At 54.4% G+C, this 19,433-nt stretch carries 19 protein-coding genes and 3 pseudogenes; 18 read left to right on the top strand and 4 right to left on the bottom strand.

Annotated features, from left to right (window positions below):
• The 5 genes and pseudogenes from BMY54_RS31065 to BMY54_RS25115 all read left to right on the top strand — a co-directional run.
• Positions 1–153: pseudogene (locus tag BMY54_RS31065) on the top strand (LysR family transcriptional regulator); the annotation flags it as partial.
• Between the two features lie 594 nt (positions 154–747).
• Positions 748–1,578, top strand: coding sequence for an SDR family oxidoreductase (locus BMY54_RS25130; protein ID WP_256573955.1), 831 nt, complete (start codon positions 748–750; stop codon positions 1,576–1,578).
• A gap of 75 nt (positions 1,579–1,653) precedes the next feature.
• Positions 1,654–2,745 (top strand): glycerol dehydrogenase, encoded by a 1,092-nt coding sequence (locus BMY54_RS25125; RefSeq protein WP_256573954.1) that lies wholly within the window; start codon positions 1,654–1,656, stop codon positions 2,743–2,745.
• Between the two features lie 47 nt (positions 2,746–2,792).
• The gene (locus BMY54_RS25120; RefSeq protein ID WP_027620510.1) at positions 2,793–3,755 is read left to right on the top strand and encodes a cyclase family protein; all 963 of its coding nucleotides are present in this window, start codon (positions 2,793–2,795) and stop codon (positions 3,753–3,755) included.
• 161 nt (positions 3,756–3,916) lie between these two features.
• Complete coding sequence (locus tag BMY54_RS25115; protein ID WP_093439446.1) at positions 3,917–4,933, top strand: LacI family DNA-binding transcriptional regulator; 1,017 nt, start codon at positions 3,917–3,919, stop codon at positions 4,931–4,933.
• An 18-nt stretch (positions 4,934–4,951) separates the two neighbouring features.
• On the opposite strand, the gene BMY54_RS25110 is transcribed toward BMY54_RS25115, so the two are convergent.
• Positions 4,952–5,899 (bottom strand): nuclear transport factor 2 family protein, encoded by a 948-nt coding sequence (locus tag BMY54_RS25110; RefSeq protein ID WP_093439441.1) that lies wholly within the window; start codon positions 5,897–5,899, stop codon positions 4,952–4,954.
• A complete protein-coding gene (locus BMY54_RS25105) occupies positions 5,896–6,900 on the bottom strand; it encodes an LLM class oxidoreductase (protein ID WP_093439438.1) in 1,005 nt (334 codons plus the stop codon). Before BMY54_RS25105 ends, BMY54_RS25110 begins: the two co-directional genes overlap by 4 nt.
• 352 nt (positions 6,901–7,252) lie before the next feature.
• On the opposite strand from BMY54_RS25105, the gene BMY54_RS25100 reads away from it, so the two are divergent.
• The 5 genes and pseudogenes from BMY54_RS25100 to BMY54_RS31060 form a co-directional block, all read left to right on the top strand.
• On the top strand, positions 7,253–7,789 hold the full coding sequence (locus BMY54_RS25100) for a 2,4'-dihydroxyacetophenone dioxygenase family protein (RefSeq protein WP_007913179.1): 537 nt from the start codon (positions 7,253–7,255) through the stop codon (positions 7,787–7,789).
• Between the two features lie 84 nt (positions 7,790–7,873).
• Positions 7,874–8,800, top strand: coding sequence for a LysR family transcriptional regulator (locus tag BMY54_RS25095; RefSeq protein ID WP_093439435.1), 927 nt, complete (start codon positions 7,874–7,876; stop codon positions 8,798–8,800).
• Positions 8,801–8,903: 103 nt separating this feature from the next.
• Positions 8,904–9,125 (top strand): transposase, encoded by a 222-nt coding sequence (locus BMY54_RS25090; RefSeq protein ID WP_093439432.1) that lies wholly within the window; start codon positions 8,904–8,906, stop codon positions 9,123–9,125.
• Positions 9,091–9,269, top strand: a pseudogene (locus tag BMY54_RS25085) (transposase); the annotation flags it as partial. The gene BMY54_RS25090 and the pseudogene BMY54_RS25085, both read left to right, overlap by 35 nt.
• Before the next feature lie 67 nt (positions 9,270–9,336).
• Positions 9,337–9,664 (top strand): annotated as a pseudogene (locus tag BMY54_RS31060) (hypothetical protein); the annotation flags it as partial.
• Positions 9,665–9,678: 14 nt separating this feature from the next.
• On the opposite strand, the gene BMY54_RS25075 reads toward BMY54_RS31060, so the two are convergent.
• A complete protein-coding gene (locus BMY54_RS25075; RefSeq protein ID WP_093439429.1) occupies positions 9,679–10,062 on the bottom strand; it encodes a winged helix-turn-helix transcriptional regulator in 384 nt (127 codons plus the stop codon).
• A 122-nt stretch (positions 10,063–10,184) separates the two neighbouring features.
• Between BMY54_RS25075 and BMY54_RS25070 the strand changes: the two genes are divergently transcribed.
• On the top strand, positions 10,185–10,649 hold the full coding sequence (locus BMY54_RS25070) for a nuclear transport factor 2 family protein (protein ID WP_093439426.1): 465 nt from the start codon (positions 10,185–10,187) through the stop codon (positions 10,647–10,649).
• A 5-nt stretch (positions 10,650–10,654) separates the two neighbouring features.
• Here BMY54_RS25070 and BMY54_RS25065 read toward each other — a convergent pair whose 3' ends face one another.
• A complete protein-coding gene (locus BMY54_RS25065; protein WP_175559659.1) occupies positions 10,655–11,548 on the bottom strand; it encodes an AraC family transcriptional regulator in 894 nt (297 codons plus the stop codon).
• A gap of 139 nt (positions 11,549–11,687) precedes the next feature.
• On the opposite strand from BMY54_RS25065, the gene BMY54_RS25060 reads away from it, so the two are divergent.
• The 7 genes from BMY54_RS25060 to BMY54_RS25030 all read left to right on the top strand — a co-directional run bounded on the left by BMY54_RS25060 (position 11,688) and on the right by BMY54_RS25030 (position 19,331).
• A complete protein-coding gene (locus BMY54_RS25060; RefSeq protein WP_093439421.1) occupies positions 11,688–12,431 on the top strand; it encodes an SDR family NAD(P)-dependent oxidoreductase in 744 nt (247 codons plus the stop codon).
• A gap of 14 nt (positions 12,432–12,445) precedes the next feature.
• Positions 12,446–12,847, top strand: a complete 402-nt coding sequence (locus tag BMY54_RS25055) for a VOC family protein (protein WP_016980706.1) — start codon at positions 12,446–12,448, stop codon at positions 12,845–12,847.
• A complete protein-coding gene (locus tag BMY54_RS25050; RefSeq protein ID WP_093439418.1) occupies positions 12,844–13,821 on the top strand; it encodes a saccharopine dehydrogenase family protein in 978 nt (325 codons plus the stop codon). The genes BMY54_RS25055 and BMY54_RS25050 overlap by 4 nt, the downstream gene beginning before the upstream one ends.
• Before the next feature lie 573 nt (positions 13,822–14,394).
• Complete coding sequence (locus BMY54_RS25045) at positions 14,395–15,783, top strand: MFS transporter (RefSeq protein WP_093439415.1); 1,389 nt, start codon at positions 14,395–14,397, stop codon at positions 15,781–15,783.
• Between the two features lie 65 nt (positions 15,784–15,848).
• Complete coding sequence (locus BMY54_RS25040; RefSeq protein ID WP_093439412.1) at positions 15,849–17,069, top strand: alpha/beta fold hydrolase; 1,221 nt, start codon at positions 15,849–15,851, stop codon at positions 17,067–17,069.
• A gap of 322 nt (positions 17,070–17,391) precedes the next feature.
• Complete coding sequence (locus BMY54_RS25035) at positions 17,392–18,354, top strand: 3-hydroxyacyl-CoA dehydrogenase (protein ID WP_093439409.1); 963 nt, start codon at positions 17,392–17,394, stop codon at positions 18,352–18,354.
• Between the two features lie 50 nt (positions 18,355–18,404).
• Positions 18,405–19,331: a 3,5-dioxohexanoate:acetyl-CoA acetone transferase gene (locus tag BMY54_RS25030; RefSeq protein WP_093439407.1), complete on the top strand. Its 927-nt coding sequence runs from the start codon at positions 18,405–18,407 to the stop codon at positions 19,329–19,331.
• The last annotated feature ends 102 nt before the right edge of the window (positions 19,332–19,433 follow it).

Genomic DNA, 19,433 nt, shown 5'->3' with positions numbered 1-19,433 from the left:
TATGCAGAGGCCGCAGAGCCTATTCGGGTGATCTACCCTAGCAAGCGGCACCTCTCTCCAAAAATTCGACTCTTCATCGATAAGCTCGTGGAGGCTTGGTCGCCATGCCCGCCATGGGAGCAGCATTCTGCGGAAGGCATTCACTCTGCCTGACCCTTGAGCGAGGCCCGCTCGTCTAGTCGATACCTAGCATATGCATCGCGTATTCATCTCACTTGAGCATCACTTCCAGGCGTGGGCACTGCGCCCGTGTTCCGTGCATCTGCCAAAGGAGCCAGTGCCTCAGAGGCTTAGTGCGCCGGTGTTTTCCACATCCTCAATATGATTGGCGCAGATGCTCATGACTGCGTTTCGTAGGAATCACTGGCGCTCCTTGCTGGGGAAGTGACCGTGCAGACCGCTTGACAGCGGTCAAATATCCGAATAAAAATGAAGCGCTTCATAAATATCTCTTTCGAGAATAAATACAAAAATAGAGTCGTGAAAAAAACCACAGATTTTGTTGGCTTAGTGCCGCAGCCTGTGAGAATGAAACGATTCATATTTGCCGTTTTCCTAGGCAAGTCTGGAGATCATAATGATCACTGCATCATTAGCCTTCGCTCGGTCAACGACGCAGGCTGCCCTCGCCACTCTCTTACCTAAAGTCACAGACCGCTCCGGCACGGGGGCACTGGCTTCGCCACGCAAATCTCCTAAAACCACCCGCCTAAATGAGTCCGAAATTTTCGGTCAGCCAGTGCGGCATTGGACGCGTTTGAGCATCACCGCGTCTTGTTTCTGTTTTTTCAGCGCGGGGAATTTGGCATGACGAATCTTCGACATTCAGGACGCACAGTTCTCATTACCGGGGCAGGAGGGGGCATCGGTGCCTCAATTGCCCGGCTGTACTGCGAGGAGGGCGCGCGGGTTGCCTTGGTAGATTTCGACGAACACTCAGTTTCCGAGCTTTCCCGGCAGCTTAGTGCTACCGGACATTTGGTGGCTTGGGCTAAAGCTGACGTATCAGATTTCGCTCAATGCAGTCGAGCCTGTCTTGAGCTTAGTGAGCAGCTCGGCCCGATCGACACCTTGATTAACAATGCAGGTATTTCACCCAAACACGAGGGCGCACCAGCGCCGATTTGGGAAATGGATCCTCAGGAATGGGATCGCGTCGTTGGCATCAACCTGACAGGCTCATTCAACTTGGTCAGAGCTCTCGCACCAGCGATGGTCGAACGCCGTTTTGGAAGAATAGTGAATATGTCTTCCGTTGCTGGCAGCGCTTACCTCCCTATCGTCGCGGCGCATTACAGCGCCACGAAAGCCGCAGTTATCGGTTTTACCCGTCACCTGGCAGGTGAACTCGGGCCCTATGGCATTACGGCAAACGCACTGGCTCCGGGACGCATCGAAACGCCGCTTCTAAAAACCGTTTCTGCGCAAGCGAACCAGGCAGTCGTTGATGAGACTCCGTTGGGCCGTCTTGGAACGCCACTTGAGGTAGCTAAAGCAGCATGCTTTTTGACTTCAAACGACAGCGACTTCATCACGGGCCAAGTTGTGGATGTGGCGGGTGGCTGGTTGATGCGCTGATCCATCCGGGCTCGTATTCAACGTAACGATTTATCTCACAGTTTTTCAGCAGCGGGTGGTGGCATGGTTCGAACAATGGGTTTTCCTGGCCGATACGAGCAAGGGCCAGGCGCGCTAAAGCAGCTTGGCAGAATCCTTTCCGATATGGGGCAATCGCGCCCATTGGTCTTGTGCGACGAGTTCGTCTCGAGGCATCTGTGGCCTGAGGTAGGGAATGCATTGTCAGAGCATGGCTTCGAGGCGAACAGTATCGTTTTTCCTGGTGAATGCACCAAAGCTGCAATTGCGTCTCTCTGTGAGCGATCAGCAGATTACAGGCCAGACACCATCATCGCTTTGGGCGGGGGTAAGACAATTGACACGGCTAAAGGGATGGCTGCTCAGCTTAACGTCCCCATTGTCGTATGCCCGACCATTGCTTCCAGCGACGCCCCAACCAGCCGTTTGATTGTGCTTTACGACGAGGCGCACAAGGTCGTTGGTGTCGAGTACCTGAACATGAACCCCTCCGCAGTCGTCGTGGACACCGAAGTGATCGTCCGTGCGCCTGCAAGGTTTTTCGCCGCAGGCATCGGCGACGCCATCAGTAAAAAGTTTGAGGCGCAACAATGTCAGTCTGCCGGAGGCAATAACTCATTTGGTACTCCAGCGTTGAACACTGCATTGCTGCTGACAGAGGCTGTGTTTAAGACGCTTATGACCTACGGGTACAGCGCTTACCAAGCAGTAGGCCGGCACGAGGTTAATGATGATGTCGAGCGGGTTGTTGAAGGAACCGTCCTTATCAGTGGCGTTGGGTTCGAGAGTGGCGGCTTGTCGCTAGCTCATGCGCTTGTGCGAGGTCTTACGGCAATTCCTGCGATTACTTCCATGCTGCATGGTGAGCTTGTCGCATTCGGGACACTGGTGCAGATGTCCGTCGAAGAGCGCCCAGACTCAGTGATCCTAGAGGTCGCTCAGCTTCTGAATGATGTGAATCTTCCCGTCACCCTCGACGGCCTTGGCCAGACGTCTGCGTTTACCTCTGAGGAATTGGACATTGTCGTCCAGGCAACACTGGGTGCGGTGTACGCAAAAAATATGGCGCCAGCCCTTACGGCTGAACGACTCATCCGAGGACTCGCTCGTGCCGACGAGCTGGGACAACGATTTGAACGTTTCAACTAACCGCTAAATGCAGCACAGCTAATCCAAGAATAAAAGAGGCTCAGAAAATGACAGACAAGACCGTTCCGCATATTCATGACTTGCTCAAAGACTCCCCTAAGAACTGGGGTAAGTGGGGCCCGGATGATGAGGTAGGCTCACTCAACTACCTTACAGGTATCGAAGTTCTCCAAGGGGTCAAAGAGGTCAAGCAAGGCAAGACATTTACTTTGCAGGTGCGGATGGCAGATCCTGCTGGTGACCCGGTCTGGCCTGGTCGCTCCCAGTCAAAACGCATGAATATCATGGATCGTGGTCACTACAACTGTGGCAAAGGCCCACATTTTCCGGGCTCTTACGAGTTCGCCGACGACGTGATGTTTTTTCATCTTCAAGGGTCAACTCAGTACGACGCCCTTGGGCATGTCTGGTACGACGATCAGATTTGGAATGGCTACAGCGCCGATACCACTATCGGTTCCCTGGCCAAGGCGAGCGTTGCTCCATTGGGTGAAAAAGGCATTGTTGGCCGAGGTATTCTGATCGATATAGCACGTCACCGTGGCAAAGATGTGCTGGATGCCGGTGAGACGTTCAACCATGAGGATTTGATGGCTGCGGCCCGGGCTCAGGGCGTCTCTATCAACAAGCGCGACATTCTCATCATCCGCACTGGATGGATTGGCTCGTTTTATAAACGCGACCCGGAAGAGTTCTACAAAGACTTTATCGAGCCAGGCCTGACCTACAGCCCTGAGCTGGTGAAGTGGTTTCAGGAGATGGAAATTCCGAACATTGTCACTGACACCATTGCTAACGAAGTCACCGTCGATCCCGTGTCAGGGGTTGCGTTGCCGTTGCACAACGCACTCATGAGGAACTTGGGCATCACTCTCACTGAGATCGCTCAGCTTGATCCTCTCGCTGAGGACTGCGCTGAGGACGGTCAGTGGACGTTTCTCTACACCGCAGCCCCTCTAAAGGTCGTTGGCGGAACCGGAGCTCCTGTGAATCCGATCGTCATTAAATAAGTGTCTTTGCCTGGGGGCAGCAGAAACGCTGTTCTCAGGTTTTTCCCTCCAATTAACGGCTCCCGAACGGCAGGCTGTTGGCTTATCATCCTCTGCGCAAATCGAGGGCGTTCTTCTGATCGTCCTGTCTCCGCGCTACGATCGAGGATGCTGAATCTCCAATGAAAAAAATCGAGAAACCGAAGCTCAAGGATGTGGCTGAATTGGCGGGCGTCTCGATGGGGAGTGCTTCAAGAGCATTGGCTGTCCCGCACTTAGTGAAACCTGCAACGCTGGCCAAAGTACAAGCAGCTGTTCAAGAGCTCGGGTACGTGCGAGACGGGGCCGCGCGTGCTTTGGCATCCAGGCGCACGCACAGCATCGGAGCCGTTTTTCCTACTTTTAACAACCCTGCGTTCGCTGAAGCTGTCCAGGCCCTCCAGTTAAGGCTAACGGAGCTTGGGTATCACCTAATCATTTCTTCCCATGAATACGACCAGGCGCAAGAACTGGTAAACGTAAGGAACATGATTGAGCGGGGCGTCGAAGGCCTACTGTTAGTGGGTACTGAACATAGTCCTGAAATTTATGAAGCACTAACTGTCGCCCAATGCCCATTCATTCTCATGTGGTCACTAGATGGTGCTCACGACCATCACTGCGTGGGGTTCAGCAATGAGGAGGGTGGTCGATTGATAGCCAGGCACTTGCTTAGCCTTGGTCATCAAAGTATCGCCATGATCAGTGGAGTTGTTTCTAACAACGAACGGGCAAAATACCGTCTGAAAGGAATCACCGCTCAGCTACTCGAGTCAGGGATAGAGCTTTCAAGTGAACGGATTATTGAGCAGCCATTCACGATTGAGGGAGGGCGCGCCGGGCTGCGGATTGCTATGGAGCTTAACCCCAAGCCTACGGCCATTGTCTGCAGCACTGACCTCACCTGTATCGGAGCGTTGGCGGAAGCGCGCTCCAATGGGATCGACGTCCCCAAAGAACTATCAGTCAGCGGGTTCGATGATATCGAGTTCGCGGCTGCCTACGTGCCAGCCCTGACGACCGTCAGGGTGCCGACTTCGAAAATTGGTATCAGCAGCGCCAACAACATCGTTGCGCTGATCGAGGGGCGCCCACTTGCACGCCGCGAGCGCATACAAATCGAACTCGTCGTCCGAGATAGTACGGCGCCACGGCCCTAGAGCGTTTCCAGGAAGGGACTAAACTCTTGGTGCTTCTTTGGCATTGAACCAGCCTGGGCGGTACTCGCTCCAGGTCAGTTGCCAGAAGCCTTCATGCTTGCGACGAAGCCGCATCCGGTAATGCGCGCCATAGAGAGGCGTGCCATCTTGCGTGTGTGAGTTTCCAGGAATGACTCTGCCGACAATCATTTCCGCTACACCCTTTTCCTCGTCGGACTTGATCTCCAGCACGTCCGCGAAATGCTGCATCCACGGCCAGGGCCTGCGAAACTCTTTGAAGGAGCCGATGATCGCGTGGCGCCCTTCAATAAGGCCCATCGGTTGGAAATCACCAGCGGCGTCGTTGGCAAAGCAATGGGCAAGTAGCTGCATGTCAGCCTGATCCAGCGCCCATGAGTAACGAGCGTAGGTTTCAGCAATACACTCCTCGCTGGGTACCGAAGGCGTTGAGCTTGGGAAAGCAAGCCATGGCGCGTTCAGTTCGCTCACGATGGTCGGGGCTGGGTCGCCAATTCTCCATCCGTCGTCACCTGGTGGAAGCTGCCAGTGAGTTGCAAGCGAGTAGTCCCCGGTTACCCAATTCAAGGCAATCAGCACGCTGTCGAGGTGCCAGGTGCCTGCTGTCTTTTTCAGAGAGCCCGTGACAGTCATTCCAAATCTGAGCTTGGCCGACTTTGTGGCTTTGCTGATATGGCCATAGGCGTAGAAACTGAAAGTGGCGTCGGTTTCTCCACCTCCCACATAGTGATTGGTTGCCTTCACTGAAAAGCCATCAGCCTTGACACGGTCTTGCTGGAAAGCTCTGACAATCTTGCGTTCACCCTCATGAGCGGACATGTGGCTTGTCACCAACTGGCAATTTTCAGTGAATATATCCCCAGCAGACTCCCAATTACCGCTCTCCCAGGCTTCCAGAAAGGTGGCTATAACGCCCTTAATGTCGGTGCGATCACTTGAGCCGGTCACTGGGTCACCTGCGAGGCAGGTTGGCCTATGGGAAAGTGTGGCAGGACATACTCAGCCATCTCCTCCAGGACATCAGCGGCTGGTCGCTGCAGAGGTTTGATATTCAGTGCGACGTGTGAAACACCTTCATCCTGTTGCCGTTTCCAGAGCTCCACGAGAGCATTACGCCCGATCCTTATTCCGTTGTAGCCTCGTTCCAGCGGTGTGTTCGGATCCTTCGCCAGATCGAAAAATGTCGCGTAGCCGTATGGTTTTGCATTGCCGGTCTGGCTGGCAGAACGGAACTCGCGGATGAGGCCGGGCAAACGATTGAAGTCGCTCAGATGCCAAATCCAGGCATCGGCATTATTGGCTATCCACTCAAGCGTCTGACGGGCCCGGCCTACGACAATCATGGGGAGTCGAGGGCCAACTGGCTTGGGTACCATGTCTAGCAAGCCTTCCAGCTGGCCGAAAAGTTTGGTTGAGACGCTTGGGAAGCTGTTTTCAGTGACTGTCTTAATCAGCTCGAAGCCTTCCCGGTATCGTTCTTCTCTCGCTTCGAAATCAATCCCGAATGCTGGATATTCAATCGGGCGATCTCCGCTGGATAGCCCTAGCAAGAAACGACCGCCGGTTAGCTGGTCGACCGAAACGGACTGCTTAGCGACGATCAGTGGTTCACGTAACGGAAGAACGATGCCCGTTGTGCCCAAGGCAATGTTTTTGGTAACAGCAGCCAGATATCCCAGATATACAAACGGGTCGATCATTTGACCAGTATCACCAAAGCTCGGGTCATAGAAGGGCACATCTCTCATCCACAGACTTGCGAATCCAGCCTCGTCCGCGATGCGAGCAAGGCGTTGATGATCCTGCAGCGTGGGAAACGGTGAATTCGGATAGCCCTCCAAGGGCATGATGTATCCGAAGGTGAGGCATTCGGGCTGGAACACTCGCGAATAGGCCGGATGAGCTGCAAGCTCGGGACTGAGCTCAAGGGAAGGGCTGAGAGAAGTCATTGCTAAACCTCATTATTTCAAGCCGATTACTACTGTGTAAGCGGCTTTCAGATGAACAGGTCTGCATGGTAGTGAAGGTATTGGGGAAAATGTGTCCCCTCTGATGGGGCGCGATCCACTGGTGGCCGCTATCCACTCAATAAAAAAACTACTGGGTCAATCGCTTGAACTCGTCCGCAGTAGGCGTCTTAGATGAGTCGCGGCCTTCAACGGGATGAGTCTTACGCGCTGTGACGAGTGGTCACAGATGGTGTGAATTTCTGAGTATTCTCCTGTGCGAGAGCATCACCTACTCTCACTCAGCGATTGAAATCCTGGCTCGCTCGCCAGTCACACGTTGAGAGAAATTATAATGAATACGCCCGTTAAACCTGATGAACTTGCCATTCCTTATGCTTTGCCGCAGGTGCCTTTCATGTCTCCAGACATGGTGCATCCAGGCGTTATGACCACTTGGCTCGAAGACGATAATCTCTGGGTGCCTGTCACCAAGTCAGTATCTTTCAAACCACTGCTGCTGAGCGTTAGCGGTGGGTACTACATCAACTTGCTCCGAGTGCGGCAGAGCGGGGTTTTGTCACGTCACCGCCACTCAGGTGCAGTGCATGCGATCGTGTTGAAGGGGCGTTGGTACTACCTCGAACACGATTGGGTTGCTGATGAAGGCTCCTTTGCATTCGAGCCGCCAGGGGAGACTCACACTCTGTTCGTCCCTGAAGATGTCGAAGAAATGATTACTTGGTTCCACGTTCAGGGTGGCTACACTTACGTCGACCCACAGGGTGTCGCGGTTGGCTATGAAGACGTTTTCACCAAGCTGGAAGCTGCCCGCAGCCATTACAAAAATTTGGGCTTGCCGGACGATTATATCGAGCAGTTCATTCGCTGATTCTGGTTCAAAAAAGAACGCGCTACGGCGCGTTTTTTTGTGTAGATAAACAGGTAGATTCAGTCGCTTAAGGAGCGTACCGAAATGGATCAATACTCTCAAATGCTAGCCTTCATATGGTCAACAGAGTGCGGAAGTTTTTCTGCTGCCGCCAGGGCGCATGAGATGACTCCGTCGGCCATCAGTAAATTGATAGCACGGCTAGAGGATCGGCTTCGGGTTCGACTTTTTCAGAGGGGGTCCCGAGTCCTCACTCTGACGGAGGAGGGGGCGGCTTATCTGCGCAGTGCGAAAGCTGTGGTTGAGGCGATGAGTGAAGCTGACTCTCTGGCAGAAGGGCTTCCTTCAAGGGTCAGTGGCACGCTTCGCATCCACACGATGACCTCTTTTGCGAAGCAGCAGATCGTGCCTTGGTTGCCGGAATTCCTCGACACCTATCCCGGTCTTGATGTCGAGATTCAGTTAGGCGCTCAGTTCGTTGACCAGTTCGAACAAGGATTGGACATAGCCATCCATAGCGGGATTCTTCCGAGCTCTTCCAGAATCGCAAAGAAGATAGGCGAATGTGAATGGTTGCTGTGTGCTTCACCTGACTACCTGGAAAAGTATGGAACACCGCAGCAGCCACAAGACCTGATGAATCATCGATGCTTTAACTTCAGTTTTGCCAGCCCTTGGAACAAATGGGCCTTTATCCAAGATGGCCTAGGTGTGACGACCCCTGTGAAGCCTCGAGGATCCTTTACCCAGGGTGAGCTGCTGAGAGATATGGCCAAATCAGGTGCGGGTATAGTCCGTCTTGCGGATTTCCACATTGGAAAAGACATTCAGGACGGATCGCTGGTGCTTCTGCTTGACGAGTACAAAGCGGAGATCTTAGAGCCTATTTACCTGCTCTACTCGGATAGAAAACATCTAAGTCCCCGCATCCGGGTGTTCATCGAGTTTTTCCAAAAAAAATGGATTGCACATCCATGGAAGGTCGTGAGAGGGCTACCCGAAGCGAATTGATAGGTAAGCGTCCGGCGAACTCACCTTCCGAACTCAAATTTTAAGGGCGATGGTGTCCGCGTATTTTTAAGCGGACGCGATCACCCTCATCGCCAAGATTTCCATGCGCCAACGAAGCTCTTATCCGAAACAATTCAAAGCCCAAGTCGTTCAGGAATGCCTGCAACCTGGCGCAATCGTATCAAGTGTCGCCATCAACCACGGCATCAATGCCAACGTCGTCCGCAAATGGATGCCGCTCTATCGAGACCAGCCCTCCAGCGACTTCACTACCGGCATTCGTACCGCTAAAAGCGGTGCTGAACCAGGGCGTGATTCACGCTGACGAAACGCCGGTTCAAATACTTGCGCCAGGCGAGAAGAAAAACCGCCGGGCCTACGTCTGGGCTTACAGCACGACGCCGTTTTCGGCACTGAAAGCAGTTGTGTATGACTTCAGCCCAGTCGTGCCGGGGAACATGCGCGTAGCTGCTGCCGCATCAGTGGGGGCCGGCCTGACTTACGCAAGGCGAGGTGGGCGGACGCTTACGCGATAAGAAGACTGTAGTGAGTTCGTTAAGGAAATCGTGCTCCAGCAGCTATGGGGCGGGAGGGACTCACGGCCCATTGTTGGCGCTAGGTCAACGCCGCTCGGATTTCTGACGTCGTTCAATGAAGAAGTCGAGATCTTCACTGACGCCCCTAATTACGACTGGGAGCTTATTTTGCGACTTGGTTTATGAGGACGGACGCTAGCCCAGGATCGTTCGTAATTTTCCTACCGATGCAACGACGCTCAAGCCAACCCGCGAAGGCGCGGAGTTGCCACACCACGCTTTGCTCGATGCCAGGATTATCGCTGGCATGTTTGCAGCTGTGAGCTGAGTGATCCAGCAGTGTCATTCCGCTTCTGCTTCGCGCTCATCAAAATCCAATTGCGCCTTGACGACTGTCGCCAGATGCACAATCGTCCAGATATGTAGAGCTTTGAAAGGTTCTTCCAGTGTCCGCCCCAGCGGCGTGATTCGATACTCCACCCCAACTTGTGAAGAGGGTATGACACGGCGCGCAAGGATCCCGTTGCGTTCGAGCCTTCTGAGCGCCTGGGTCAGCGCTTTTTGAGTGATACCGTCCAGGCACCGCTTCAGTTCGTTAAAGCGAAGCGGCTTTTCACACAGTGTCGTAAGAATCAACATCGTCCACTTGTCACCGATCTGATCCAACAAATAGCGGCTTGGACAGCTGGCCGTCCCGCTCGATATGTCGATGTTGGTATTATTCATGGATCACGCCTCGCGCTCGCGCATGTGGTGTATTTGGATATACCTGATTACTTTAAAGTGCGTAATTGTTATTTGATCCGCATCTTATACCCTGAGGCCTTACTTAACTTAGGGTGTTAGTCATGTCCTCTCAATACGATCAAGAAACCGCTGACAAGCTTGCAGTCGCCGAAGCTCTATATGGCTACGCTGCAGGTATTGATCTTCGTGATGCCGGGCTTATGGCCTCGGTGCTTACAGATAGTGCCGCTTCTGATTTCCGGCCCGCAGCAGCCAAAGCCGGTTTCGAATACCCTGTTCTTGAAGGTCGTGACACCATCGTACAGGCCCTCATGACGTCACTTAGCCAAGTCGACACCACGCACTCTGTGAACAATCCCCGCGTCACCCTTGAAGGGGATAAGGCAGTGCTGGATGCGTTGGTAGAAGCCCAACATGTTTTGAAAACTGATCACTCCCGTTCCTATCTCATGAAAAACCGTTACGACGTGAACCTGGTCAGGCAGGGTGAAACCTGGCGCATTCAGCACATCGTGGTGGACAACGTCTGGCGGACGGGAGATCCCGCAGTCCTCGCCGGTATTTGATCTGATCAAGCCCTTGAAACTTTACTCTCGTGCTGAATGCGCGCAGCGTCTCGTGAGGGCGGTAGCCCGAAGACTTTTGCGTAATCTCGGCTGAACTGGGTGCTGCTTTCATACCCGACTTCAAAGGCAGCCGCAGTGACGCTTCTGGCGTTGGCAACCATAAGGGTGCGAGCCTGAAGCAGGCGTACACGCTTCTGATATTGCAGAGGGCTCAGCGTGGTTACCGCCTTGAAGTGTCGGTGAAATGCCGAAACGCTCATCGCTGCTTTCTCTGCCATATGTTCTACCCGAATAGATTCGGCGAAGTCGCGGCGGATCCATTGAATGGCCTGATTGACGCGGGCCATCGCAGAGTCCGGCGCGGCGATTTCACGCAGCATCCAGCCGTGAGGGCCTTGGAGTACACGGTAGAGGATCTCGCGTTCGTATGCGGGCGCCAGGGCGGCGATACTTTGCGGGTCACCCATCAAGCGCAGCAGGCGCACCCAAGCGTCCATCAACTGAGGCGTGACCGGCGCTACTGAAAAACCCGGATCTTGGTCATGGCGATCAGCCGGAAGAGGTAGGTCGGCCAGCAGCGTGGTTAGCGCCACCGGGTCGAGCGTCAGGCTTACCGCGAGATAAGGCTCTCCAGTCGACGCCGGATAAACTGTGCCCACGGCGGGCAGCTCGATGGACATCACGAAGTACGTCGCCGGGTCATAGTGCAACGTCTGCTCCCCGACGGTCATGGTTTTACTGCCCTGGAGAATCAGGTTGATCATCGGCTCGTAGACGGCGGCCAGCATGTGCTCGGGAATCTCACCCTGCACCATGGCTACCCTGGGGATTCCTGTCTCAGTGCGCCGATTTTCAGCACTTGAGGTCAGGGCTCGCAGTTCATTCAATTGTGTGGTCATGGGCTGGATCCTGCCCGGCTCGTTTGGGACTTGGCAAGCAAAAAGCAGAAACAGGCAGGTTTCGAGTAGGAATGGCCACGTTCTGGATGGCCGGGGACTCTACTGTGGAGGCTCAAGTCATCGACACGGGAAGTGCACCATGGGCGTCATCGTTATCACCGGAGGCAGTCGCGGCATCGGCGCCAGCGCTGCTTTCCATATTGCCGAACGGGGGATGGGCGTCATCCTTACCTACAACCAGAATCCTGATGCAGCTCACCAGGTCGTCCGGCAAATCGAGGCCGCTGGCGGCAAGGCGGTTGCGCTGCGGCTGGACGTAAGTAACACCTCAAGCTTTGCTGCATTTCGTGATGCCGTGGTCTCCGCTCTGGAAATTACCTGGGGCACAAACACGCTGGCAGGTCTGGTAAATAACGCAGGCTACGGTCTGTTCAACCCGCTGGAGTCAGTCAGCGAGGAGCAATTCGACGGTCTGTTCGCAGTGCACCTCAAGGGGCCTTTCTTCCTCACTCAAACGCTGCTGCCGCTACTTGAAGATGGCGCGACCATCGTCAACCTGACCAGTGCCACAACACGCGTCGCGACAGCAGGGGTCGCGCCGTATGCGGCCTTTAAAGGCGGTCTCGAAGTGCTGACCCGCTATATGGCGAAAGAATTTTGTGAGCGCGGTATTCGTGCCAATGCGGTTTCGCCTGGTGCCATTCGTACTGAGCTGGGGGGCGGTTTGAACGATGAGTTTGAAGCCATGCTGGCCGGTCAGACAGCACTGGGCCGGGTGGGCGAGCCGCAAGACGTCGCTCGTGTTATTGCGATGCTGCTGTCTCAGGAAAGCGCCTGGATCAACGCGCAAACCATCGAAGTCGCAGGCGGCTACATCATCTGAATCATGGAGGCTCCATGCTCGATCATATTTTTCTCTCGGTAAGCGACATCAAGCGCTCGATACACTTTTATGAGGCAGCACTGACGCCGCTTGGCATCACCGCTCGTCTGGATTACGACGGCAAGGACGGGCCTCCTGGTCATCCTGACCTCAAGGGCTTTGGCGCCCATGGCCGAATGTTCTTCTGGCTGCGCGAAGGGGTAGTGGAGGGACAGGCGGTGCACGTAGGTTTCGTCGCCAATAGCCGTGCCGAGGTCGATGTCGCCTATGCAGCGGCGATCGCCCAAGGCGCAACAGATAATGGCCCTCCCGGCGCACGTCTGCATTACGACCCGAACTACTACGCGGCCAATGTCCTCGACCCGGACGGCTATAGCCTCGAATTCGTTTACAAGAACTGGCAGCACGCCCAATGAAAACTCTGATGATTTATGGTGCGACCGGCTACACCGGACGCATGGCCGCGCAGCACGCCAAAGCGGTGGGCCTGGATCTGATTCTGGCAGGCCGTAGCGCTGACCGACTGGCGCCTCTGGCCGCCGAACTGGAGCTGCCTTTTCGCGTATTTGGCGCTGAAGGTGTGACGGCAGACGCATTGGACGGTATCAGCGTCCTGCTGAATTTCGCCGGGCCATTCGCATATACCGCAGAGCCTTTGATGCGCGCCTGCATCGGGACAGGTGTGGACTACCTCGACATCACCGCAGAGATTAACGTTTACCGGCTGGCCGAGTCATTGAATCTCGAAGCTGCGCAAGCGGGTGTCATGTTGTTGCCTGGCGTTGGCTGGGACGTGGTGCCGACCGACTGCCTGGCTCTGCATGTCGCAGCCAGGGTTGAACAACCCCAATCGTTGAACGTGGCGCTGCAAGTGGCAGGCCCCATGTCTCGCGGCTCGGCATCAAGCGTGAGTGAGATCATCGGCGTAGGGGTTCTGGCGCGTATTGAAGGGGAGCTCGTGGCAGCCCCCGACCAGCCTCCCCGCGAGTTTGATTTTGGCGCTGGCCCAAAGCTGTGTGTGCCATTGTCATTCGGGGATCTGGTGACGGGTTGGCGCTCCACAGGTATCCCTAACATAGCCGTGTACGTGCACATCCCGGATGCCGCCTTTCCCGAGGGCGACCTCTCGCTATTGCCGGAAGGCCCGAGTGAAGAGCAGCGTCTGGCGCATCGAGCATTGGCCGTGGCCGAGGTCGTGGATGCAGATAGCAGCGTGGCCCGCTCGGTGATCGAGACCGTCAACGGGTACACCTACACACCGCTGGCGGCGGTTGAGGCGGCACGCCGAGTGCTGAGCGGGGAACGGCGTGCAGGTTTTGAAACCCCGGCACACCTGCTCGGCGTCGGTTTCGCCGAAACCGTAGCCGGTACAACAATCACCGATTTCTAGCCAGAGTTGGGCAGCCGAGTGAATGCTGCCCTGACGTTATTAATCGAAAAACAACGACTAAGGGGCGACTGTGGGCGATCAGGTGTTGGGAGATAAGGGTCATCGCGCCCGCTTAAAATACGCGGCCACCATCGCCCTTAATGCTGGACTTTGGAAGGTGAGTTAGCCGGACGCTTACCTTGACAGCCACTACGGCCCCGCGCTTACTTTCGCTCTACCTCCGCGCAAGCTTGCAACTTTGGCTCCTGCACAAGGGAGCCAATACTCCACCTCTCTGTAATTTCCCCTCCTGATCCGTGCCCAACAGAGCTCTCAAAAATTTGAGACCTACTCCCCAGTATTTACTTAGCCAAATGCTTCGCTGGCGCTTCTCTCATTTTGTGCCACTGACCTGTTCCTGGCGGTCACAGCAGGTGTGCTTTGCCAGCTATATTCAGCCCTGAAATTGAGCCATAACCTCTGTCCATGGTGAGCAGTACGACAAGTGCTGGATCATCTCGGATGTTGAGGCGTATGTGTGCAAAACACCGATCCTCAGCCGGAGAATAAAAATAAATACCCGGAGATATCCCCATGGGATTTGCTCAAGACAAAATCGAAGCATTACCTGCGGTCAATCGTGTGCCAAAAGGAGCAGGTGCAGCCTCGTGGGGCGCGATGGCTCTTTTGTGGCTCGTGTATGCCATGGATGCCAACTCCCGCCAGATGTTCTTTATGGTATTGCCCTCCATCACCAGCGAGTTCAAGACAAGCGCTGAGCTGACTGGGCTGCTTGCCGCGTTCATCACGATCGCTACATCTTTGATAGCCGTGCCTTGCATGATTTGGGCTGATAAAGGCGGTCAGGGATGGATGCGAAAATACCGCCACCTGCCAATCGTGATTGCATACACGCTATTCACCTTTCTGACCGGCCTCAATTTCTTGACAGGCTCGCTTGGAGTGCTTGTCGCGCTGCAAGTGATGTCTCACGCATTTGGCGGTGCTGGCGAAGCCATCGAAGTCACCTCCTTGTCTGAGTGGTGGTCGAAGGAGCGCCGTGGTTTCGCCCTAGGACTTCATCACACCGGATACCCTTGGGGCACATTGATCGGTGGCTTAGCGATCAGTGCTCTACTCCACGCTTACGGCCCGGAAAATTGGCGCTTGGCATTCCTGCTGTTCCCTGTACCGATGATCATCATCTTTTCGGTCTACTGGTGGTTCAGTACGAAGAAGCGTTACCAGTCCTTTGTTGAACACGCTCAAGCCGTCGGTGAGACCCCTCCATCAATGGAAGCGGTACAGGGTGTGGTGGAAGTGCCTAAAGGCGCGTTCAAGTCTGCAATGAAAAATCCGAACATCTCCGCTATCGCTCTTATCTCGATGTTCGCAATCGTTGGCTACTTCGGCATCAGCTTCTGGCTACCTCAGTACCTAGCTTTTGTTGCCCATTATAACTTCGCAGAGGCAGCTGCTTACTCAGTGCTCTTCACGATCACCGGTGGTATCGGCCAGATCGTTTGGGGGTGGATTTCAGACCGTGCGGGCCGAAAGCTTTGCCTAGTGCTTGTTTTCGCGTGGCTTGCGGTGGGCATGTACCTCTTCAAATACTCATCCGTCAGCCTGACTTGGCTTATCGCGATTCAGTTGTTTGCTGGATTCGCGATGAACGCGCCCTACACGTTGCTGTATGCCATTGCGTTTGACTCTGCGAAGCAAGGCACGACTGGCCTGGCGGGCTCAATCGTCAACGTCGGTATTTACGCCGGTGGCTTTGGGCCATTCGTGATCGGGATGTTCATCGGCGCAGGTGGTGGCTTTGAGCAGGCTGCGGGCTACAACTACGCGCTCTACTTTATCTCCGGCCTAATGGTACTGGCGGCCATCATCACCATTTTCTTCACCCGTGAAACTACTGGCTGGTTCCTTAAGTACGACAAGGCGCTGGTATCGAAGTCCTCTTGCAACATGGGTTTGTAACGAACCGATCGTACCTGCAATTACAAGAAAATCCCCTTGGGGATAGTTAAAGCTAGGAGAAAGTCATGACCCTTATTAATGATGCCAAATGGTTGAGCCAATTCGCCGACGAGTTAAACGGTGATGCTGATTGGACTGCCGCTGCTCGCTATTTTGATGGGCGCATTCAATTCAAGCACAGCACAGGTTTCTCAACGCTTGCGGTTCTCGCCGGTAAAGTCGTTGCGGTTTACCCCGAAGGAAGCCCGTTGGGCGCAGACATCATTGTGTCTGGTGCTGATGATGAGTGGCAGCGCGTTCTTGACGGAAAGATTGACTGGTTTGAAGCGTTGTCCCCTGGATTGGGAAAACTTGAGCTTGAGGGCAACGTGGTCGCTGCATGGCAGTACGTAGATGTGATGGCCCGCGCGTTCGACGCAATGAAGCGTGTAGGGAAAGCCAATAATAACCCACCAGTCTCGTACTCTCCCGGGCCTAAGCCGTCGGGGAAAGAGACGGTAGGACGGTACATTACTGTTGATGGAATTCGCGTTTACTACGAAGAATCAGGGGAGGGGCGTCCACTCGTTTGCTTCCACGCAGCATCACAAGATTCTCTGATGTACAGGCACGTACTGGACGGTCTCTCAGATGAGTTCCGCGTCATCGCAATTGACGCCCCCGGGCACAGCAAATCAGAGCTACCCGAATCAGGCCCATTCCACAGCCTCACTCGCCATACGGAGTTCAATGAGCACCTTATGGAGGCCTTGGGACTTGAGAAACCCGCCATCATGGGATGCTCGATGGGTGGCAATCTGGTGCTGGAATTGGGGGCGCGTCGGCCCGATGCGTACAGCGCGATCATTTCAGCTGAAGGGGCAGATTTTACCCCGACGGTTTCCGAGTTCTTCCTCGATATGTTGCTCATGAATGGGCCAGAGATCATCGGTGCCTGGTCTCGTTCGATGACGGGCAATCGCACTCCACCAGATCGTGCGAGGGAGGTGGTGTGGCAGATCTCGCGAACTACGCCGCAGGTGATGAAGGGTGACCTCACAGGCTATGCGAACTTTGATCAGCGGCAACAAGTTGGAAAGATCAAAGCGCCTGTTTTACTTCTGCGCGGTGATGCGGATTGGTTGGTGTACCAAGAGAAGGTTGAGGAGACAGCATCTCGCATTCCCGGCAGTAAAATCGCCGTGCTCGCAGGTACTGGCCACTATCCAATGACTGAGAACCCAATGGAGTTCTGTGACACGGTACGCGCTTTCCTTCGTGAAGCGGGTCACGGCCACGCAGGCTGAAAGATCTGATTGAGGAGCCCGCTCGTCAGGCGGGCTTTTCTGCGTTTATTTAACGCGAAGGTTCAATCCCGAAAAAAACCTTTTCTATTCCCGCACAAAAACCTAAAGCGCGCCGACCCACCGAGGCTCAGGCCGTTGCGGGAGCTATCTCGACCCTCGAATCCCTTCCATAGCCGATCGTCAGACAATCAGAATTATTTTCTTGTGATCTGTGATCACAGTGGATAGCATCTGTCTCAGAGCGAACATCTGAGCGTCAGCATTGTTCACCAACCGCTCAAACGATTACTCCTAAACATAAATACAAAATTTGGAGAACATCATGCGAAGTACAACTCCATCTGCGACCGAGCGTGGCCCCATTGCAATCGTTGGCGCAGGCCTGATTGGGAGAGCTTGGGCGATTGTTTTTGCTCGGGCGGGACATTCGGTGCGTTTACACGACATGGATCTGCAGACAATGCAGAACAGCCATGCCTACATCGAAGCGAGACTTAATGAGCTCGCAGAATTCGATCTTCTTAATGACGCCCCCCTCACCGTGCTGGCACGCATTACTTGCGTTCCCGACTTGGCTGATGCGCTACGTGACGTGGTGCTCGTACAGGAAAACGTTCGGGAAACGGTGGAGGCGAAAATCGATATCTTCAGTCGAATGGATGCGTTGGCGCCCAAGGCCGCGATTCTTGCCAGTTCAACTTCATGGTTACCGGCCTCCGAGTTCACTAAAGATCTACCAGGTCGGGGGCGCTGCGTAGTTGCACACCCTACCAACCCACCTTACTTAGTTCCTCTTGTGGAGCTTTGCCCTGCGCCGTGGACAGAATCTGAAGTGATGATTCGAGCACATGAGATCTACACCGCAGCAGGGCAGAGCCCTGTCGTTCTATCCCGAGAGATCCACGGCTTCTTGTTGAACCGAGTCCAAGCAGCAGTCCTCAACGAATGCTTCAAATTGCATGAGGAAGGCTTTGCCAGCTCGGAGGATATTGATCGGGTGCTCAAAGATGGACTCGCCCTCCGCTGGTCATTTATGGGCCCCTTCGAAACCATCGATCTCAACGCCCCTGCCGGCGTATCTGACTATGCCAAACGCTACGGTCAGCAAAATCGCGAAACGATCAATTCCGAAAATGCTTTTGACTGGTCGGAATCAGCAGTCGCCCGAGTACATGACGAGCGCCGCCAAAAACTTGAACTTGAAGGCATTGCATTGCGATCCGCCTGGCGTGACCGCCGCCTTATGGCTCTCGCTGCGCACAAGCGTCAAGCACCAAATTCCTGACGGCATCACTTCATCCTGAACACCAAAATAAAAGTAACCAGGAGGTCACCATGGCTCGTAAAGTCATCATCACTTGCGCGGTCACCGGCGCAATTCATACACCTTCCATGTCCCGTTACCTGCCGGTAACACCAGGTCAAATTGCCGAAGCGGCGATTGGTGCCGCTGAGGCTGGCGCCTCAATTGTTCACCTACATGCTCGTAACCCAATTGATGGCAGCCCCTCTCAGGATCCGGAACTGTTTAAGCAGTTTCTGCCGGCTATTAAAGAGGCTAGCGATGTGGTGATAAACCTGACTACAGGTGGCGCACCGACAATGTCGCTTGAAGATCGACTTCGTCCAGCACATCAGTTCAAACCGGAAGTGGCCTCACTGAACATGGGCACGATGAACATGGGTCTTTACCCAATGCTTAATCGGTTTAAGGAGTTCAAACACGCTTGGGAGGAACCATACCTCGTCGGCAGCCATGACCGCATTTTCAAAAACACATTTACCGACATAGCCCACATCCTCGAGTCATGCAGTGAGAACGGTACCCGTTTTGAAATCGAATGCTATGACATTGGGCATCTCTACACCGCTGCACATTTCATTGATCGCGGCCTCATCAAACCCCCATTTTTGATCCAATCGGTTTTCGGCATTTTGGGCGGTATCGGCGGTCACCCTGAGGACGTCCTGCATATGCGTCGCACAGCTGATCGTCTTTTCGGAGATGACTATCAGTGGTCGGTTCTTCCAGCAGGAAAGCAGCAGATGAGCATTGGTGCTCAATCAGCCACGCTTGGAGGACACGTGCGTGTGGGTCTTGAAGACTCGCTTTGGGACGGGCCGGGCCAATTGGCAAAAAGCAACGCCGATCAAGTCTCGCGTATGCGCAAAATTCTCGAAGGGCTTTCACTTGAAGTGGCGACACCTGCTGACGCGAGGGAAATCCTGAAGCTCAAAGGTGGCGATAACGTCAATTTCTAAACGCGGGTATTCATCCCCGTAAAGCCTATCTAGAGGATATTTTGATAACTAAAGGTCGCGGCACAACACTCGCGCCTTAGCAACTTATCCTCATGAGGAGAA

The sequence above is a fragment of the Pseudomonas sp. ok266 genome (assembly GCF_900110195.1).
GTDB lineage: Bacteria > Pseudomonadota > Gammaproteobacteria > Pseudomonadales > Pseudomonadaceae > Aquipseudomonas > Aquipseudomonas neuropathica.
Note: the sequence above shows the minus strand (reverse complement) of the source record. Positions and strands in the feature narration are given on the sequence as shown.